The sequence below is a fragment of the Candidatus Melainabacteria bacterium genome, assembly GCA_003963305.1.
Classification (GTDB): domain Bacteria; phylum Cyanobacteriota; class Vampirovibrionia; order Obscuribacterales; family Obscuribacteraceae; genus PALSA-1081.
In genome coordinates, this window is sequence record RXJR01000009.1 from 169,570 (window position 1) to 188,931 (window position 19,362).

At 51.2% G+C, this 19,362-nt stretch carries 19 protein-coding genes; 12 read left to right on the plus strand and 7 right to left on the minus strand.

Annotated features, from left to right (window positions below):
* Positions 1-2: 2 nt before the first annotated feature.
* The 4 genes from EKK48_10780 to EKK48_10795 form a co-directional block, all read right to left on the minus strand.
* On the minus strand, positions 3-1,184 hold the full coding sequence (locus tag EKK48_10780; protein ID RTL42467.1) for a hypothetical protein: 1,182 nt from the start codon (positions 1,182-1,184) through the stop codon (positions 3-5).
* Positions 1,185-1,488: 304 nt separating this feature from the next.
* Positions 1,489-2,337 (minus strand): hypothetical protein, encoded by an 849-nt coding sequence (locus EKK48_10785; protein ID RTL42468.1) that lies wholly within the window; start codon positions 2,335-2,337, stop codon positions 1,489-1,491.
* An 83-nt stretch (positions 2,338-2,420) separates the two neighbouring features.
* Complete coding sequence (locus EKK48_10790; protein ID RTL42469.1) at positions 2,421-3,572, minus strand: tRNA guanosine(34) transglycosylase Tgt; 1,152 nt, start codon at positions 3,570-3,572, stop codon at positions 2,421-2,423.
* Positions 3,573-3,639: 67 nt separating this feature from the next.
* On the minus strand, positions 3,640-4,395 hold the full coding sequence (locus EKK48_10795) for a PspA/IM30 family protein (protein RTL42470.1): 756 nt from the start codon (positions 4,393-4,395) through the stop codon (positions 3,640-3,642).
* A 303-nt stretch (positions 4,396-4,698) separates the two neighbouring features.
* Between EKK48_10795 and EKK48_10800 the strand changes: the two genes are divergently transcribed.
* From EKK48_10800 to atpG, 8 genes are all read left to right on the plus strand, one after another.
* A complete protein-coding gene (locus tag EKK48_10800; protein RTL42471.1) occupies positions 4,699-4,923 on the plus strand; it encodes an AtpZ/AtpI family protein in 225 nt (74 codons plus the stop codon).
* A gap of 190 nt (positions 4,924-5,113) precedes the next feature.
* Entirely contained in the window at positions 5,114-5,866 is a 753-nt protein-coding gene (locus tag EKK48_10805) for a F0F1 ATP synthase subunit A (protein ID RTL42472.1), read from the plus strand.
* 392 nt (positions 5,867-6,258) lie between these two features.
* A complete protein-coding gene (atpE, locus tag EKK48_10810) occupies positions 6,259-6,492 on the plus strand; it encodes an ATP synthase F0 subunit C (GenBank protein RTL42795.1) in 234 nt (77 codons plus the stop codon).
* A gap of 31 nt (positions 6,493-6,523) precedes the next feature.
* Positions 6,524-7,000, plus strand: coding sequence for a hypothetical protein (locus tag EKK48_10815; protein RTL42473.1), 477 nt, complete (start codon positions 6,524-6,526; stop codon positions 6,998-7,000).
* The gene (locus tag EKK48_10820; protein ID RTL42474.1) at positions 7,000-7,578 is read left to right on the plus strand and encodes a hypothetical protein; all 579 of its coding nucleotides are present in this window, start codon (positions 7,000-7,002) and stop codon (positions 7,576-7,578) included. The genes EKK48_10815 and EKK48_10820 overlap by 1 nt, the downstream gene beginning before the upstream one ends.
* 24 nt (positions 7,579-7,602) lie before the next feature.
* Positions 7,603-8,157: an ATP synthase F1 subunit delta gene (gene atpH, locus EKK48_10825; GenBank protein ID RTL42475.1), complete on the plus strand. Its 555-nt coding sequence runs from the start codon at positions 7,603-7,605 to the stop codon at positions 8,155-8,157.
* Positions 8,158-8,207: 50 nt separating this feature from the next.
* Complete coding sequence (locus EKK48_10830; GenBank protein RTL42476.1) at positions 8,208-9,734, plus strand: F0F1 ATP synthase subunit alpha; 1,527 nt, start codon at positions 8,208-8,210, stop codon at positions 9,732-9,734.
* A gap of 22 nt (positions 9,735-9,756) precedes the next feature.
* Positions 9,757-10,638, plus strand: a complete 882-nt coding sequence (gene atpG, locus EKK48_10835; protein ID RTL42477.1) for an ATP synthase F1 subunit gamma — start codon at positions 9,757-9,759, stop codon at positions 10,636-10,638.
* Between the two features lie 7 nt (positions 10,639-10,645).
* Here atpG and EKK48_10840 read toward each other — a convergent pair whose 3' ends face one another.
* Positions 10,646-11,173, minus strand: a complete 528-nt coding sequence (locus EKK48_10840) for a DUF3592 domain-containing protein (protein RTL42478.1) — start codon at positions 11,171-11,173, stop codon at positions 10,646-10,648.
* 264 nt (positions 11,174-11,437) lie between these two features.
* Here EKK48_10840 and EKK48_10845 point away from each other — a divergent pair, with 264 nt between their 5' ends.
* The 4 genes from EKK48_10845 to EKK48_10860 all read left to right on the plus strand — a co-directional run bounded on the left by EKK48_10845 (position 11,438) and on the right by EKK48_10860 (position 16,770).
* Positions 11,438-13,279: a phosphoenolpyruvate carboxykinase (GTP) gene (locus EKK48_10845; GenBank protein RTL42479.1), complete on the plus strand. Its 1,842-nt coding sequence runs from the start codon at positions 11,438-11,440 to the stop codon at positions 13,277-13,279.
* Positions 13,280-13,516: 237 nt separating this feature from the next.
* A complete protein-coding gene (locus EKK48_10850; GenBank protein ID RTL42480.1) occupies positions 13,517-15,133 on the plus strand; it encodes a SpoIID/LytB domain-containing protein in 1,617 nt (538 codons plus the stop codon).
* A gap of 8 nt (positions 15,134-15,141) precedes the next feature.
* A complete protein-coding gene (locus tag EKK48_10855) occupies positions 15,142-16,494 on the plus strand; it encodes a PDZ domain-containing protein (protein ID RTL42481.1) in 1,353 nt (450 codons plus the stop codon).
* Positions 16,495-16,515: 21 nt separating this feature from the next.
* Positions 16,516-16,770, plus strand: a complete 255-nt coding sequence (locus tag EKK48_10860) for a zinc ribbon domain-containing protein (GenBank protein RTL42482.1) — start codon at positions 16,516-16,518, stop codon at positions 16,768-16,770.
* A gap of 78 nt (positions 16,771-16,848) precedes the next feature.
* Here EKK48_10860 and panB read toward each other — a convergent pair whose 3' ends face one another.
* Positions 16,849-17,730: a 3-methyl-2-oxobutanoate hydroxymethyltransferase gene (panB, locus tag EKK48_10865; GenBank protein ID RTL42483.1), complete on the minus strand. Its 882-nt coding sequence runs from the start codon at positions 17,728-17,730 to the stop codon at positions 16,849-16,851.
* 122 nt (positions 17,731-17,852) lie between these two features.
* A complete protein-coding gene (locus EKK48_10870; protein RTL42484.1) occupies positions 17,853-19,328 on the minus strand; it encodes a tetratricopeptide repeat protein in 1,476 nt (491 codons plus the stop codon).
* Between the last annotated feature and the right edge of the window lie 34 nt (positions 19,329-19,362).

Below are 19,362 nucleotides of genomic sequence, written 5' to 3' on the forward strand. Positions count from 1 at the left end.
GACTAATTAGTAAGAAAGACGGTCACTTGCTGTTGACCTGAGTTGTTGTAAAAGCCGAGAGGACCATCGTTCAAGCGTAAGTAGAGGCGACCGCTTTCAACCGGCGAGTAGTTGAGGAAGTCTTTGCCGACCCGGAACAACTCTCCTGTTCTCGTTACTCGGCCGATCATTACGCCTGTCGGCATGCCGAAGTTAGGCGATACTGTTGGTGCGCCGTCCGCATCGTAGGGTGGGAAGGCGCCGGGACCCGCGTGGCTCCAGGCTCCCATGGCGTGAAAGTTCCATGCCACCGAAACTCGATTATCAGGACCGACGTCTATTCCCGTATCGAACCAGTTATCGTCGTCGTTTGGTGAGTATGGTGCTGGTCCCTGACCCGTAATGATCATGTCTTTCTGTTCCAATATCGTTTGCCCGACCAGGGGCACGAAGATTAACGGTTGTGGATAGTTCCAGCCGCCCAGTTGGAAGCCACCGCTATTGGTGCCACTGCCGGGTACGATGCCTGTTCCTGAAGGGGCGGTGGTGCCGGCATTCGGATCAGCGCCTGCGCCGATGGCCAGTCGTTCAGGCTGTTCCAGGGCAATGTTTGTGGAGACTTGAATGGTCGCTGGTCTGCCGCAGCCGGGAATGTCTTTCAACAAGGGAATGCCGGTGAGCGGAACCAATGGACCCATTTCGTAGGTCAGACGGGCTGCGCACTCATATATGTTGACGTCTGATTCGATTTGTTTGGAGCCCGGAGGTCTTTGAATGCCCAGGTTGGGTCCAATCACCGATGTGCTACCTGTGGCGATTTGAGTGACATTGATGAAGAGGTCTGCGCCGCAGCCGTTGTAACCTCCGACCGGTTTTAAGTGAGCAAAACGTCCCAGACCCGAATCTGCCAGCCCTGTGACGGCGTTTTGCATCTCGAACAAGGCACTGTCGATGCTATTGGCGGTAGCTGCCTTGAAGCTTGCTTGCCGGCTGGCAAGAGTTATTGCGGCATAGCTGGCTGTCGTTGCTACAAGGTCAATCAGGCAGAAAACTACCATGACGATTACGACCAGGGCCACGACGAATTCAGCAACACCGGCCGAACCTGCCTGATCTCGCCAGCGCCTGCAACGCATTGAGCGAAGCAGCAAACCGCCAGGCTGAGGCAGTCGAACCGCGGAAAGTGTAATTTCCTTACGTTTCAATTGATATTTGACCGTAGTACGAAGGTTTTAAAGGGTTCTATGAAAATACTGGAAAAGACGCAGTGTTGTCAAGTTAGAAAACCTAGCGCAGGTATTTGGTGTATCCGTTAGCCAGGTAATGTTTTGATTAACGAGATCTGGTCTGCGTTGCCACTATATACAGTGGCAACACTCAGCTCTCGTTTAGTCTTGCGCCGTTCAGTTTCGCATTCGCTACTTAAGCTTTGCATTTGCTACTTAAGCTTTGTATTTGCTTGTGCGGTCTTGCATGCACTCGTGCAACTTCCGCATTTATTCATTCAGTTCACTCATTCATTTCATTCTGTTTCTCGTTCATTTCATTCTGTTTCTCGTTCAGTTGCTTTTTCAAAGTCGCTACTTCAGTGCGATTCGCTTCAGCTGGAGCGAGTTTTAGAAAGGTCGACAACTCCTGTTCGGCCGATTTTTTGTCGCCTGAATCAGCCAGCAACATCGCCAGGTTCAAATGCACGGCGGCACGTTTGTTTCCGAGCAAAATGGATTTCTGGTATTCAGATATTCCTTCACGCTTAATTTTGGCCGCACTCTTTGTGTCCTCTTCAGGTAATTGAGAAAGCGCCCAGGCTAGGTTGTAGTGCGCATCCGAGTCTTGCGGAAATTCATGAACGCCTCGGCGAGCGGTTTTGGCCAGTTTCTCGAACTGGTTCTGGTGCCTGAGCAGTCTTAGAAGTGGTCCATAAGCTGCTTTTCGAGTTTCTGCTGGTGCGTTTTTGACGTCCAGGGCCATTTCGAACTGCATAATCGCAGCCTTTTCGTCTCGATTGGCATCAAGAAAGTGCGCCAGGGCGAGGCGAGCATCGGCGTTATTGGGCTCGAACACAGTGGCTTCCCGGGCCCGGTGAATCGCTTCATCAAGATCGCCGGCTGCTTCGTATGCCTGAGCTGCCTTAATCAAGATGCTGACATCTGATCGATGGGTGGCAATTGCCAGTTTGTATAGCCGGCAGGCGTTCTGAAAGTGCCCCTGGCTCATTTCTCTGTCAGCTTCAGCTTCGGCAGAATCGCCGTAAACCTGCGCTGCGCAAAGCATTCCGGTCAGGATGGCAATCGGGAGGGTGAAAAATATCCTGCGCTTTGGTCTATCTATATATAAAGACTTTCTCTGAGCTTTCACGGAGGCTAAAGTTGTTCCATTGAAACTTTTATACGAGATCTAAGAGTTCTTGACGATCAATATCAGGTTCTGTTGCAAAGAGTCTAGCGCGTTTGTGCCGCGGCTCTGGCTTCTTGATCTTGTTCGTGCAGCACGATCTGTTTTTCGAAGTATTCCTTGAAGGTTCCATTCAAAATTGCCTCTCGGCACTCGACTGCCTGGCGAATCAAGTGATGGATGTTGTGAATCGACAGTAATGTTCCACCCGCTTGCTCTCTGACCCGGAAGAGATGGTGCAGGTACGCCTTCGTATGCATCTTGCATGTGAAGCATTCGCAATCGTCTTCAAGCGGGGTGAAGTCTTTGTTGTACTTTGATGTGCGCAGCGAGATGCGTCCCTGCCTGGTAAAGGCAGCGCCATGTCTAGCCAGGCGAGTCGGCGAAACACAGTCGAACATGTCGATACCGCATCTGATGGCATAAGAGATATCCCATGGTGTGCCTACGCCCATCAGATAGCGAGGTTTGTCAGTGGGCAGAAGCGGCGTTGTGTATTTGACGATGCGCTCTATAGTGCTTCGATCTTCGCCGACCGCCACGCCTCCGATTGCAAATCCCGGCAGGTCAAAGCCTGTCACAGCATCAACAGATCGGGCGCGCAGTTCTTCATACATACTGCCTTGCACGATGCCGAACAGAGCCTGGTCGTCTTTACGGGCGTGATGCTCGACGCATTTCTCGAGCCATCTATGTGTACGCTCCATTGATGCCAGCGCTTCATCGTATGTAGCGGGATTCTTCACGCAATCATCGAAAGCCATGATGATATCGGCACCGATGTAGTTTTGAATTTCCATCGATTTAGCCGGTCCGATGAAGTGTTCTCGACCGGTACGATGATCTTTGAAGAAAACCCCGTCTTCTGTTATCCGGCGCAACATGTCCAGGCTGAATACCTGAAATCCGCCTGAGTCGGTCAAAATCGGTTTATCCCAGCTGATGAACTTGTGGAGACCGCCGGCTTCTCGCACCAATTCGTGGCCCGGTCGCAGATATAGATGGTAGGAGTTGCTCAGAACGATTTGCGCATCGCAATTTCGTACCTGGTCGAAAGTTACGGCTTTCAATGCACCGTTAGTTCCAACCGGCATGAAAACTGGCGTTTCGACGACACCGTGTGGTGTCGTGAATCGTCCGGCTCGTGCGCCAGACCAGGGACAAACCGCTTCCAGCTCGAATTTCAGGGCAGTGCTCATGGCGTAAATATACAAACAAAATGGGCGCCGTTACCAGCGCCCATTAAGAGAATCTGCGTGGAGAAGACTAAACTTCGTCTTCTTCTTTCACATATTTCGCGTCAACTGTGATGTCTCCATCACCTTTGGTTTCGATTAGAACCGGCTCTTTAACGCTGATTTTGTTGTCTGCCTTGCCCATAGATTGCTTCAAGGCGAGCAGTTCCATCTCGACGTCTGACTTTCCTTCAAAGTTCTTGAATTGTTTATCCAGACTGTCAGTGCTCAGCTCAGCCAGGGCAGCAGCTTTGGCTTCGCGCTCCTGGACTTTTGTTTCCATCTTTTCAATAACTGACATGGCGCCTGAGGAGGTCGTTTTGGACAAGATCTCATTGGCTTTCGAAGTGGCTTGAGCTGCCTTGTCACGAGCAATAAGAACTTGTTTCTTGGTGTAAGCCTTCTGCACTTCAGCTTCGAGGTCGGTCAGTCTCTGACGCAGCGTCACTGTCGACTCTCTCTGCGACTTGAGCTGTGTTTCCAGGTCAGTGGCAGCCTGCACATACTGTTGACGGCGTTGTAGCGCTTGTTTGGCCAGGTCGTCGTTGCCCTGCTGAACCGCCATTGCGGCGCGATTTTGCCAGGTTTCAGCCTGGTCTTTATTCTTCTGAAGTTGCTGCTCGAGCTGCTTTTCGGTGGCAATTGCCTGAGCCACTGCCTGCCTCACCTGAATCAAATTGGATTGCAAATCCTGATAGGTTTGCTCCAGCATGATCTGGGGGTCTTCCATCTTTCCCAAAATCGCGTTGAACATAGCCCTGAACAAGTTACCGAGGCGTTCGAACATTGATTGACAACTCCTTCCAAGTGGACTTTGGTCGCTAGGGTCTGATGATCTCAGTTGTTAGCATTAGTTAAATAAGCATAGCAAACCCTAACTTCTCTTATGCCCACTATTGAGCGCTCTGATCCTCTTTTGGGCAGCGAAAATAACCCGGCGTCTGCTGGAATCGCGCAACCGTGCCATTCGACGCTTGCAAAGCGCACTCAGTCACGAAAAACGTACAAAGTAACGAATTTCGCCTACGATAGTAGTGGGGCGATGAGCCAGGTGGGAACTTCCCAGTTTTTATGGACATTTGAGGCATTCATGGCACTGATTCCGAAGGACATAGCAGACCAGCTGGCAGGTGCGGGTGAGTCGGTGCTGGCTATCGCCGTTCTGGTCGGTCTGGGCGCCTGGGGCGGTTTCTGGTTGGACGGCAAGTTGGATACTGCTCCCTGGTTGGCGATTGTTCTATCGCTTCTCGGTATGTGTCTTGGTTTATGGCGTATGGTGGCGAAGGCCCTGGCTGCTGACAAATCAAGCAAGTAGGTTGCGTTGTTTTACTAGTTTGGTGCAGCGGCATCAGAAACGAAATAGATTCTGATAGCCTTTATGTGCTGCGACTTGCATCTGGTATCATTCCTGGTCGAAGCGGCCTGGTCAGGCAGCCTCAGTCGCAGCTTGGCTGCAAAGACGATCCTGGGATATATCAACGGACATTCGGCGGGACCACATCTAGATGTTAGGCAAGAATCTTTTTCTTTATCAGTTAGGCGTCGGCACTCCCACAGATGCGATCGGCGTCATCCACGCCGACACGATCGGGTTGAGTGCACTGTGTATGCTGGGTATCCTCGGTGTCGGGTCGATGGTGGCAGGAAGCATGCAGGTCGCCGGACCGGGCGGAAAAATGCAGGCGATTGTCGAGGGGCTGTACACTTTCGTCGACGACCTGGCACATGGGCAGATTGGGCATCACTACAAGACTTTCTTCCCTCTGATCGCAGCAATATTTATTTTTGTGTTAACTGGAAACTTCCTCGGAGTTGGTCCTTACAAGCTCTTTGAAGAAATCATTCCGGGCTGGCCGAAGCTCAATGGTGAGACCGGACCGCATGCAGAAGCGTTTGAAATTGCGTCACCGACTACAGATATCAATGTCACGGCAGGGTTAGCTCTTGTTGCCTTGATTGTCTATCTCGGTTCCGGCTTCTGGAAGCATGGTGGCAAGTATGCCAAGACCCTCTTCCTCACACCGATGGCGCCGATCGAAGTTATGGACATGGTGGTGCGCCCTTCCACACTCGCTCTTCGTTTGATGGTTGTAATTACCGCCGACGAGTTGATGCGCGGCGCTTTCTTGCTCATGTGCCCGATCCTGGTTCCGACAGCGATCATGGGATTCGAGCTCTTCATCGGAGTGATTCAGGCTTTCGTATTTGCGCTTCTGACATCGATTTATATCGGACTGACTGTAGCGGAACACCACTAAAGAACCGCGCGAACATGGAGCGCACGCGTCTCGCGTGCATCGTACATGGAGCGCAAACGTCTCGCGTGCATCGGTCATCGCAGTTTCAAAGCGCCACCACTTTTCGCAGATGTCGGGCAGTCTGGGCTGCGTAGACTATGCACGGCTAACGAAAATACAGCTTTTATTAAGGCAACATGCGCTTTAAACAACGCAATAGCGCTGGTTTGACTTGTTATAATTTGAGGCGGCTTGAGGGGAGACTCTCAACTTGCGTGACAACGCAAGGCAGTTGTCTCTAGCGTCATTTGCATGCGCAGCGCTCAAGTCGTCACTCTGTGAGTTCAAAGGAGAACGTTGTGGAACACCAACTCATTGCACAAGCAGCCACTGCTGCAGTAGACCCATCCACTATGGTGAAGTGCGCATCCCTCGTAGGCGCTGGTATCGCTGTTGTAGGCGTTTTCGGTCCTGGAATCGGCATCGGCGTTGCAGGTGCTCGTGCTCTCGAAGGTATGGCTCGTCAACCTGAAATGGCTGGTAAGTTGTTGGCAAACGCCATCATCATCGCCGCTTTGATGGAAGCTCTTGGGCTGCTCGCTTTCGTTGTCGCCATTCTTCTTTACCTGAACGGCACCAAAGTCTAAGTCTTCTCAACAAAACAGTAGAATCCAAGATATGTTTGACTTAAATCTCACCTGCCCGATTTTCGTTGTTATGTTTTTAGGCTTCATGGTCCTTCTCAATGAGATGGTCCTGAAGCCTGTTGGCAAGGCGCTCGCAGACCGGCAAGCGATCATCCGTGGCAACATTGATGCCGCCGCCGCCGCTCGCGAGAAAGCAAACGAAGTGGTGGCACAGTATCACGCTCGCATTCAGACAGCCAATGCTGAAGCGCAGGCGTTGATCACTGAAACGACCACTGCAGCCGAGAAGACTCGTGCTGCCGAACTGAAGAAGGTGTACGACAAGGGTCAAGCAGAGATTCAAGCAGCCCGAGAAAAGCTTGCATCCGAAAGAGGTGTCTTGATAGACGAGCTCGTCGAGCAAGAGAAAGGGCTGGTTGAAAGCATTACTAAGAAACTGATTGGCGACAGCGCCCACATCAGTTTGGATTCAGGCACCATTAAACGTGCCTTGGAGGAAGCTAGATAATGTTTCTGTTTGCAGTTGAATCGGGCGAGCAGTTGTCGGGATATGCCGCGCTCGCACATCTTTTCGAGAACAACGTAATCAACTGGCTGGTGCTGGTTGTTTTGTTGATCATTCTCTGGAACAAAGTAACTCCTGCGATGTTCGCTAAGCGCGAAGAAAGCATCACTACTGCTTTGCGTGAAGCATCTGAGGCTCGTGCGCAGGCTGAAGCGCTCTTGAAAGAGCAAGAAGCCAAAGTCGCCAACGTCGAGCAGGAAGTCGCTAAGAAGAAGACTGATGCTCAGGCTCTAGCCGAAGAGCTGCGCGTGCAACGTCAAAAGCAAACAGAAAAAGATCTCGCTGATCTGACGCTGAAACTGCAAAATCAGATTTCCACGGAACGTGCCGTTGCGGTCACAGAACTTCGTGGCGTCGCAGCAAAAGCGGCTATCCATCTGACTGAACAAGCTTTGCCTTCGATGATGAACGACAGTATCAGAGGTAAATTGCTCAATCAGTTTATGGAGCAGCTTGATAGTTCTACATCGCAGCGATCCAGTCTCTCAGACGAAGATCGTTTGCAAATGAAGACGCACTAGGCAACTGGGAAGCAGGGAAGAGGAATGAAAACAGAATTAGCTACAGTTGCCAGCCAATATGCCGATGCAGTATTGGAACTCGCCGTGAGAGACGGCAACGATGCTCTGGCAGACAAGATTCTCAGCGAATTGGTGGCAATCAATCAAGTCACTACTGACGTTCCTGATCTCGATCTGATTCTCGGACACCCGGGAATTCAGAGCGAAAAGAAAAGAGAGTTGCTCAGCTCGCTTTTCTCCAAGTCTGTAAATGACCTGACTATGCGTCTTTTAGAGCTTCTTCTCGACAAGAGACGTTTGAATCTGCTTCCGGAAATCGAACGTCAATTTCGTCAATCATTGAATAATCGCAAAAATATCGTTGGTGCAAGCCTCGTTTGCGCCGACAAATTGAGTGACTCAGCTGTCGCCGATATCAAGGCGAGATTGACTGAGCATCTCGGAAAGAAACTGGAGCTCGAAGTCAAAGTTGATCCGTCCCTCATAGGCGGTGTTGTCTTGAGACTGGGCGACCAGGTTATCGACGGTAGTCTCAAAGGCAAATTACAGAGCATCGAACGAGCACTACTATCAGTCTAGATTTACTCCCACCGCAACGAGACCGCATCAATACAAGAGGTTAGAACAAAATGGCTATTCGCCCTGATGAAATCACTTCCATCCTTAAGCAACAGCTCGATACGTATCGTTCGACGCTGAACGTCTCCAACGTAGGAAGCGTTCTCAGCGTAGGCGACGGTATCGCCCGTATCTACGGCATGGAAAAAGCCATGGCTGGTGAATTGGTCGAGTTCGACGACGAAGACCGCACCGCTGGAATGGTTCTTAACCTCGAAGAAGACAACGTCGGTGTTGTAATTCTCGGTGAAGGCAGAAAAATCTATGAGGGCATGTCGGTTAAGACGACCGGTCGTATCGCATCGACACCAGTTGGTGAGTGCATGCTCGGACGTATCGTCAATCCGATCGGTCAACCTCTCGACGGCAAGGGACCAATTCAGGCAACTGAATTCAGCCCGATCGAAGTGAAGGCACCAGGTATTGTTCAGCGTAAATCAGTACATGAACCTCTCATGACAGGTATCGCTGCTATCGACGGCATGATTCCAATCGGCCGCGGTCAGCGCGAGCTCATCATCGGCGACCGTCAGACTGGAAAGACTGCCATCGCCATTGATGCCATCATCAACCAGAAGACACAGCCTAATCGTCCAGTTTGCATCTACGTAGCAATCGGTCAGAAAGAAAGCAACATCGGTCGTATTCAAAAGATTCTCGAAGATAACGGCGCCATGGAGTACACGGTAATCGTGGACGCTCCTGCGACATCTTCTCCAGCTATGCAATTCCTGGCACCATATACAGGGGCTGCAATCGGCGAGTACTTTATGCAACGCGGTCAGCATGCACTCTGTGTATATGATGACTTGTCGAAGCATGCTGCTGCTTATCGCGCTATGTCATTGCTGCTCCGTCGCCCACCAGGTCGTGAAGCGTTCCCTGGAGACGTTTTCTATCTCCACAGCCGTTTGCTCGAGCGCGCCGCCAAATTGAGCGACAAGCTTGGTGCCGGCTCTCTCACTGCTTTGCCGATTATCGAAACACAAGCTGGTGACGTATCCGCTTACATTCCGACAAACGTAATTTCCATTACTGACGGTCAGATCTTCCTTGAAACTGACTTGTTCTACGCCGGTGTCAGACCAGCCATCAACGCCGGTATTTCAGTAAGCCGAGTCGGTGGTGCTGCTCAGACTAAAGCGATGAAGTTGGTGGCAGGTAAGTTGAGACTCGACCTGGCTCAGTTCCGCGAATTGGAAGCTTTCGCTCAGTTCGCATCTGACCTGGACAAAGCTACTCAAGACCAGATTCGCCGCGGACAGAAATTGACTGAAGTTCTGAAACAGCCACAGTACAACCCGCTGCTTCTCGCTCAGCAAGTATCTATTCTCTACGCTGCCAACCGTGGTTTGCTGGACGATGTAGAACAGAAAGACATTCCTCGCTTCAAAGAAGAATGGTTCAAGTATCTTTCTGCGCAGGCGAAAGACGTTGAAGCCAAACTCAATGCCGGAGACAAACCGAGCAAAGAAGACGAAGATGCCCTCTACAACGCAATCGTCAAGTTCAAAGAGACTTTCTTCAAAAAGGCTTAGTTCGAGTCAGGGAAGCAGGTAAATGCCAAATCTAAAGGCGATCCGAAACAGGATCAAGAGCGTTCAAGCTACACAAAAAATCACTCGCGCCATGCGACTTGTCGCAGCGGCAAAAGTGCGTCGCGCACAGATGAGAGTGGAAGCCGCCAGGCCGTTCACTACAGCTGTCGTTAAGATGTTGCAAGAGGCTGTTTCTGGAGTAGCGCCGATCGATCTGCAGGGAATGGACATCTTGCAGACGAGAGACGTGAAGTCGGTTGGACTGATCGTCATATCCTCAGACAGAGGGTTGTGCGGTTCTTACAACACGACTGTCTTTCGTGAAGCGATGCAGCGCATAATGCAGTTGCAGAAAGAAGGCAAAGAGGTAAAGCTCATTCTTGTTGGTTTGAAAGCCGCAGGCTTCTTCAAATCGATCAAGATTGAAAAGCTGAAGTCTTATACTTTGTTGCCTGCTGTTCCGAGCATTCAAGAGAGTGAATTGATTGCCGACACTGCCGTGCAATTTTTCCGCGATAAGGTGGTCGATAAGATCGAAATCGTCGGCACTAAATTCATTTCGATGATGAGATCCGAAATCATCAACAGCAATTTCATTCCGGTCAAACTTCCTGAAAAAGCTCAGCATTCAGTGCTTCGTCCTGAGAGATTGTTCGAGCCATCAATCGAAGAAGTGATGCAGAAAGAATTGCTGCCCAAATATTTGCAGAACGTGATCTATCAGACTCTTCTGGAAGCATCGGCCGCTGAGTTAGCCGCTCGAATGAAGGCGATGACAGACGCATCCAACAATGCGCGTGACCTCATTGCTTCGCTCAGTTTGGTATACAACAAAGCGCGTCAGGGAAGCATCACTCAGGAATTGCTTGAAATCGTCGGCGGTGCAGAAGCTCTCAAGGGCTAAGCTCACGTCAATTGACCTGTTCCTTAGCAGAAACTGGCATTCTGCCTTTGCCGAATAGCCCGAAATATATAAGTAACAAGAAAGGGCCCACGGCGCCAAATGCGATGAAGGGCAGAAATGCTGCCGTTGAAATATTGACGTCAATGTAAGAATCGGCCGGCATGGTCTTGTTATAGTGAACGAGAACCGTTTTACCAGCGGGAAAACGGCTGGCGAGGTCTGCGCTGCTTTTCTCATCGAATGACTTGTTGGTGAAAATTTGTCCGGCAGTCAGAAAGGTGTCCTGTACATTGGAAAATGATGCACCGTTGACCGCATATTCATACTGGACTGCAACGGTATAGCCGTTCATGTGTTGGCGGCGCGGCTCGGCCATTCGATCAGTTTTTTTGACAGTGCCGGTAACCGTTGGCCACTCCTGAGCCTGTTTAAACTTCTGGACCAGGCTGTACTGCTCCAGGAAAAATTTCGGGATGAAAATTGCGTAGATGACCACCAGCAACCCACATATCACCTTTGCCGATGTCTGATTCAACTTCGTTTATCCTCCAATGCGCTTCGGTCAGGAAATTTAAATGCTGAGTGATCCTTACCACGCAAAAATTTGATTGAGACGTGCGCGTCTATTCGTTCGCGAAATTTACTTCATTCAAGTCTGGAAACAGTCTAACCATGGATGCTTGACAGCCTCGGGGCAACCGTGAATAAAAGCAAAATTTATAAGCGAAGTAAAGAAGTATGGCCTTATGATTCGCATGTTCAAACCGAGCTACCTTTCCGACAAGGATCGCGACAAAATATGATAAACACCCTCTCATCTCAGACCGGCGTGTCTGTTAAATCAACATACAACGTGAAAAATCTCAAATTAGCAAAGTGGGTATCGGAAGCAATTGCACTGTGTAAACCAGACAAAGTGCACTGGTGTGATGGATCTAAAGAAGAGTACGACACTCTTTGCAAAGAGATGGTCGACAGTGGAATGTTACTCCGTCTTAATCCGGAGTTGCGTCCTAACAGTTTTTTAGCTCGTTCTGATGTCTCTGATGTCGCCAGAGTCGAAGAAAGCACTTACATATGTTCGGAACTGGAAAGTGATGCCGGTCCTACAAACAATTGGATGGCACCAGTTGAAGCAAAAGGAATTTTGACCAACCTGTTCGACGGTTGCATGCGCGGACGCACAATGTACATCATTCCGTTCAGCATGGGCCCGCTCGGTTCGAAAATTGCTCAGATCGGAGTAGAAATCACCGATTCACCATATGTAGTTGCGAGCATGCGCATCATGACTCGCATGGGCAAAGCAGTAATTGATGTGCTCGGTGAAAATGGTGAGTTCGTTCCATGCATGCACACAGTTGGTAAGCCGCTCTCCGTCGGTGAGAAAGACGTAGCCTGGCCATGCAATCCTGAAGTTAAGTACATCTGTCACTTCCCTGAAACTCGCGAAATCTGGTCATACGGCTCCGGATATGGTGGCAATGCTCTGCTTGGCAAAAAATGCTTTGCTTTGAGAATCGCCTCGACAATGGCACGCGAAGAAGGCTGGCTGGCTGAGCACATGCTCATTCTCGGTCTCGAGTCTCCTGAAGGCGTGAAGAAGTACATTGCTGCGGCATTTCCGAGCGCTTGTGGCAAGACCAACCTGGCCATGCTTGTTCCTCCGGCCCCATTGAGCGGCTGGAAAGTCACCACGATCGGTGATGATATCGCCTGGATCAAGCCTGGTGAAGATGGCAAGTTCTATGCCATAAATCCGGAAGCTGGATATTTCGGCGTTGCCCCAGGCACCTCCGTAAAGACGAATCCTAATGCTATCGCCACCCTCAAAGAAAATTGCATCTTCACCAACGTCGCACTGACTCCGGAAGGCGATGTCTGGTGGGAAGGTCTGACTGATACACCGCCTGCGGTACTGACCGATTGGCAGGGGCAGGAATGGACTCCAGGTTGTGGCCGACCAGCGGCTCATCCGAACGCCCGTTTCACAGTATCGACGACGAGCTGCCCATCACTCGACCCCAACTGGGACGACCCAGCTGGCGTGCCTATTAGCGCTTTCGTCTTTGGTGGTCGTCGTGCCACAACTGTGCCGCTAGTAGTTGAGTCGTTGAGCTGGGATGCCGGCGTCTATATGGCAGCCACGCTCGGTTCTGAAACCACTGCAGCCGCAATAGGCAAGGTCGGACAGGTCCGCAGAGACCCAATGGCAATGCTGCCATTCTGTGGCTACAACATGGGCGATTACTTCTCGCACTGGCTGGAGATGGGCGCTCAACTCGAATCAGCACCACCTATTTATTGCGTAAACTGGTTCAGAGTGGATGAGAAAGGCAAATTCATGTGGCCTGGATTCGGTGAGAATCTGCGCGTTCTGAAGTGGATTTTCAACCGGACAGAACAGAAAGCTGATGCCACAAAGACCGAACTGGGTTGGATGCCAGGATTCCAAGATATGGACTGGGTTGGTTGTGATTCAGTGACGGAAGACAAATTCAATAAATTGATGACTGTCGATACGGAACTGTGGCGCAACGAAGTCGAGTCACATAAGGAGTTCTTCGAGAAGCTGGCTAACAAGCTGCCCAAGCAATTCGAAGCGCTAAGAGATCAGCTCCTCGCAGTCTTCCAAGCCTAGGACCCCGAGCCACACTCGGGACCAGCCTGCACCATGGAACGCACTCGTCCCGAGTGCCCCGAAACTCACAAGTCCCGAGTCAAAACGGCACTCGGGACTTCACATATCCAGTACATACGCCATCAGTGTCCGATAGCAATCAACTTAATCACCTTACAAAGAGGTGAAAACTCTGGTAGCCTAGGTCTTACGCAGGTATCACTTTAGCTACTGCAGACTCACAGCTATAATGTCACAATGTTGCAGAGCGGCTTGAACACCAAATCAATCACTGAGACAGTTCGTTCCTCCGAATCGCGAGATGAGGCAGAGGTCACCGCTTGTATTGCGGCCGTGCGTGCGTACCTTGACGCAGAAGCTCAGGAAGCTGCATTGGCAAGCCAGTCGGAACTCCCTCCAGCAACCAACAGCTGGCGGAATGCGTCGCGGCTTGAAGCTGCCGGCATCAAGAAAAAGCTTAAGCCGACCACCAACCTGTGGCGCTTTAGCGGACTTTCGATCGCTCTATGTATCTGGATTTCTATGTTCGCGACAGCTAAGTCAGAGGCAGCTGATCTGCTGCCAGACACGCTTGCCCTCAACAGTGTTTCAGACGCCCGCTATGTGCCTGCTCAGACCAGGTCGAAGCATACGCTCGTGAAAATTGGACTGGCGATAAAGGTCAGCCGGGTCGACATTGAAGCGCTCGACGGAGCACAGGTTCGTGACGCCTCGACTGGTGCCCTGGTTGCCACTCTACCGGCTCAGAGCCTGTGGACCTTGAACATTGATAGCGCCAAAAATATTTCGTTCACCGGTAAAAACAACAACGTTGATGGCGCTCAACTAGCCAGCTCTCAGCCTCCGCCTTCTACAATCAGCAAAGTCGCCTATTTCCCGACAGCTCCGCGTCTCGACACCAACAAGTTTTTGTTGCCGTCGCAGAGCGCTTCTGATACTGCTGACGGTGTCAGCGGCTACATGGTTGTGCCCCGCAATGATAAAAAGGGCAATCAGGTCGTTGTTGTGAACGGTAAGCTCTACCGTGGCGCAGTCTGGCTCAAGCCGGGTGCGCCTGACGGTGCTAGCGATGCCGGCGGTATTACCGTCATTAACATTGTCGATCTCGAGGATTACTTGCTTTCCGTGCTGCCTGGCGAAATGCCGTCAAGTTGGCCGCTGGAGGCTTTGAAGGCTCAGGCAGTGGCCGCCCGTTCGTATGCAATCGCCAACATCGGTAAGCATTCGAAAGAGGGCTACGATCTGCGAGCCACTATCGACGATCAGGTTTACAACGGTGTTTCCAGCGAAAATGCCAACTCCAACCGGGCTGTTGCTGAGACCGAAGGATTGATTCTGAAACATGAAGGCAAGCCGGTTTCAGCTTTTTTCCACAGCACCAGTGGTGGTAGCACTGAAGTAGCCGAGCATGTCTGGGGGCGTCCTGTACCCTACCTGCGCATGGTTCCTGACTACGACGACATGTCGCCGCACTTCGCCTGGAATCGAAAAGTTAAGGTTGATGACATGGCACGAGCTATCGGCGCGGATCTTGGTCCACTGACGTCCTTTTCTATCGTTTCGCGCACTCCCTCCAACAGAGTCAAAGACACCGTGCTGGTGGGCGCCAACGGCTCAAAAACCATCTCGGGCGAGACACTGCGAAAAGTCTTTAAGCTCCCCAGTACCAACTTTAATATCGTTTGCAAAGACAACACTCTGGAATTCCTCGGACGCGGCAATGGTCACGGTCTTGGGCTGTCACAGTGGGGCGCCCGGGCGCTCGCTGAACATGGGTATAATGCAGCTCAGATTCTTACGTATTACTATAAAGACGTATCCGTTGATTATTTGGCCGATTCAGTCGGCATCTGAGGTTACTTTTGCTGGTCCAGTTATTTGCCGTCTTTGTCATGCTTGCAATTCTGAGCACGCTCATTATCGTGCACGAGTGCGGGCACTTTTCAGTTGCCAGGTTTTTCGGGTTCCAGACCCCTGTCTTTGGTTTCGGATTGCCCTTCGGACCGCACTGGGTGGTTGGTAAGAAGTGGGGAACCGAGTTCCGCATTCACGCCTGCCTGCTTGGCGGCTACGTGGCAATTCCTGAGTTGGGCGATGAATCAGCCGCATCTGAAGACGCCTTCGGCGTTCCATTGAAGCCTTTTCGCAAGTTTCCTATCTGGCAAAGAGCCCTGGTAGCCTTTGCTGGTGTGGGTTTTAATATCATCTTTGCTTACCTTGTCATGCTCGTCATGTTCCTGACTTTAGGCGTGCAGTCTCAACCGACTGTGGTCACTAAGCTGATTCCAGCAGATTCAATTGCTGCCAGAGCAGGCATCAAGGTAAACGACACTATTGTTGCCATCAACGGTAAACCGGTTTCCAGTACTGACGAAACAGTGGCGGCTCTGAGCGCTCACCGCAGTGAGTTGGTGCACGTGCAGATCATGCGCGACTACCAGCCGATCACAATCGATGTAACGACCAGTGATAAAGGCAAGGTCGGCATGCAGCTCGAGGGCAAAGGACCGGCGACTTACAAGAAAGTCGAGGGCAATTTCTTCGAGGTCGCTCGCCAGGCTCTGGTCAAACTATGTACCCTGACTTACAGCATGATGAGTGCACTCGGTCAGATGGTCGAAGGTTTGCTCAGTGGCGGTGGCGACAAAGCCTCGCCGGGGCACCCAAAAGTGAGCCTGGGTGACCTGCATGGCGTTTTTGCGGTTATTAAGATTGGGGCGGATATCGCTCAACAAGATTGGACTCAGTTATTCCTTTTCACGATTCTGATCAGCATGGACCTGGCCATCATCAACTTGTTGCCCTGGCCGGCTCTCGATGGCGGACACCTGGCGTTTATGACGTTCGAGGCGATTCGCGGTCGTCCCATGGGCGAACGTGCTCAGGGTGAAATCGTTAAATGGGGTTTTGTCAGCCTGATTGTGCTGATGGTTGTCATAATGGTTAATGACGTCCGTGCGCTGGTCACAGGGCAACTGGAGTACAAGAAGGACAAACAGCAGGAAGACAAAGCCGATAGCAAGACTGGTGATAAGTCACCTGAGAAACCTGCCGGTGAGGCGGGAAAAGCTGCTGTTCAATCGTCACCTGCTGTTGAATCAGCGCCTGCCGTTGATTCAGCGGTAACGGAAAAAGAACCATCCGCTCCGCCTGCTGATGATAGTGCGGCTGAAAAGAAACCTGACGCGGCTCAGTCGCCTGAACCTGCAAAATAGTCTAAATCGAGGAATCACGCCATGCCACTATACGAATACAGATGCCATGACTGCCGAGAAGTTTTCGGTGTGGAACGATCGATGAGTGAAGTTTCCGAGAAGGAAAACTGCACCGCATGCGGTTCATCATCGGTGAATCGCATTTGGAATGCCACGATTCGTGCCGGCGGCACTACACCTGATGTAGGGCAGGGCACGTCACGCGCTTCAAGTGGTGGCGGCGGCGGTGGCGGTTGCGGCTCTTGCAGCACGCATTCATGTGGTACGTGTCATTAGCAGGTAGATGCAGCACGCACTCATGCGGTACCTGTTATTAACAGGTAAGTTCAGTGCACCCTCATCCGGCACCTGTCACTAACAGGTGAATTCACCGCGCACAAGGTCTTCTTCGTCTATGAGGCTGCGCAACTCAGACTCTTCGTCAGGCGGAAACGTGAATGATTCGGAGCTGTTTGGAAAGTCTTTGCTGGTGACATCTTTGGCATAGCTCATGATCGCTTCCTGGCAACTTTCGGCCAGGTTGGCGTAACGACGAACGAAGCGTGGCTTGAAGTCAGTGTATTTGCCCAGCAAGTCATCCGTAACAAGTATCTGTCCGTCTGTGTCGTTGCCTGCGCCGATTCCGATTGTAGGAATCGTCAGTCGATCGGTAATCATTTTAGCCACTATGGACGGTACCATCTCCAGCACTACTGCGAAGGCGCCTGCTCTCTGCAGGGCCATGGCTTCGTGAAACAGTCGGGCTCCTTCTTCAGCCGATCGTCCCTGCACGCGAGTGCCTCCCAGTCCGTGCACCGACTGAGGGGTGAACCCGAGATGTCCCATGACCGGAATTCCCATTCCTACCAGGCGTTCTACGATTTCGAGATTGAGCTTTGTGGCGCCTTCCAGTTTGACCGCCTGAGCATTCGCTTCTTTGATAAATCGACCGGCATTGGTGATCGCCTGAGTGACATCGACCTGGTAGCTCATAAAGGGCAGGTCTGCCACCACGAGAGCTGTCTGCGCACCTCTCGTCACAGCTTTGGTGTGATGCAGCATCTCCTCCATCGTGACAGCATGCGTGGTGCGGTGGCCCAGTGCCACCATGGCCAGGCTGTCACCGACGAGAATCAGGTCTACGCCTGCTCGATCGAGTATCTGGGCGGTCGAATAATCGTAGGCTGTTAAGCAAACAATCTTTCGTTTTTCGGACTTGTACTTTTGTAGCGTGAGGGTCGAAACCGGTTTGCTCATTTTGCCTGCCGTGGTTGCCGAAGTATGAACAATGAGATCATATCAAGTATTTGATGTAATACGTTTTTATATTCTCATTGTTGCCGATTGCGGCTCAGCTGCCCGTTACAGACTGCAATGACCTAATATCCGCGTTTCTTGATCTGCTCCTGTCGAGCTCTTTTTCTCGCTTCCTCTTGCTGCAGTGAAACGATGTGCTTGGGGTCGTAAGGATAGCGACCAGCTACTTCGTGGAATTCCTGATACTTTAAACCTGCATCAGCAGGTAATCCCATCTTCTCCAGAAGATAAGCGAAGTTGTAGATGCAGCCGTCGTATTTAGGTTGCAGTGCCATTGCTGCTTGATACTTTGCAGAAGCGCCGTTTAAGTCGCCCTGCGCTTCCAGCACTGCTCCCAGGTTTTGTGTTGCGTCGAAGTTTTGTGGGTCTAGTTCGAGAACTCGATTGAATGTTTGTTTTGCGCCATCCATATCGCCGTCATCGACTTGCGTGAGACCCTTGCGCACGAGCGCATTTACTTCTTCTGGATCGTACTGATTGCCTTTTCTTTTCTTATTGGCATTGGCGCGCAGAGCCTTTTCCATTTCTGCAATGTGTTTGACTACGTCTGCATTGTTTCGCGTCATGGCAGCGACGTCTTTCCACGCTTCCACGCTGTCTATGTTTCTGCCTTCGAACTCCAGAGATTTTGCTGCCATTGTTCGCATGGCGAGCGGGTCTACGTGAGGCCACTTCTTAGTATCGGTGTAGAGCGGATTGATTTTCGAAGCCTGTTTTATTTCATCGAGACAGCGATTAGGATCGCCCCGGTAGTAGCGAACGCGCGCCAACTCCCAGTGCGCAGGGGCGCATTTTACGTCATTGCTGAGAGCGGTTCTAAACTCAGCTTCCGCCTCATCGAGCTTGCCGTCGGCACAGTAGATGTTACCGAGATGGTAGTGAATGATCGGATTTGTCGGCATCAACTTTTCTGCTGTTTGCAGCTTTTCGATGGAATCATCTATGGTGCCACCCTGACCAGATGTGTAGCGCTCATAGATGGCTAAACCAAGGTCTTTTTGTGCATCAACATAGTTTGGATTTTTTCGCGTCGCAGTTTCGAAAAGGTCGATTGCTTTATCTAAGTCGCCTTTGTCGCGATAAATTTCGCCCAGGTGATAATAAGCATCAGGGTAGTTGGGGTCGATTTTGTTGCATTCCTCGAACATGCGCATTGCTTCAGTGTCTTTGCCTGTTTTTTTGAGGAATATGCCGTAGTTGTTGCGGCAGGGCACGAAGTTGTAATCGAGTTGCAAAGCTGCGCGGAATTTGAGCATGGCATTGTAGTTGTCACCGCTGCGTGCATATGCCAGCGCCATCAAATGACAGATGTTTTTGTCGCCGTGCGAATAGTTTTCCGCTTGACGGCACAGGTTGATGGTGGCGTTGTCATCACCCATCGAAAATGCTTGCAGTGCTTGCTGATAGATGCCGTGTGCCTGCCTCAGTTGCGCGGGCGGCTCGGTGGGGCGATACCATTCGCCCTGGGCAAATACTTGTGTAGTGGTCAAACCCGTAGTCAGCATTAATGCCAAGGATGGCAAGATCTTGCGGGGCATCAATTTACTCCGAAACCTAGCAGAATTTCATAAT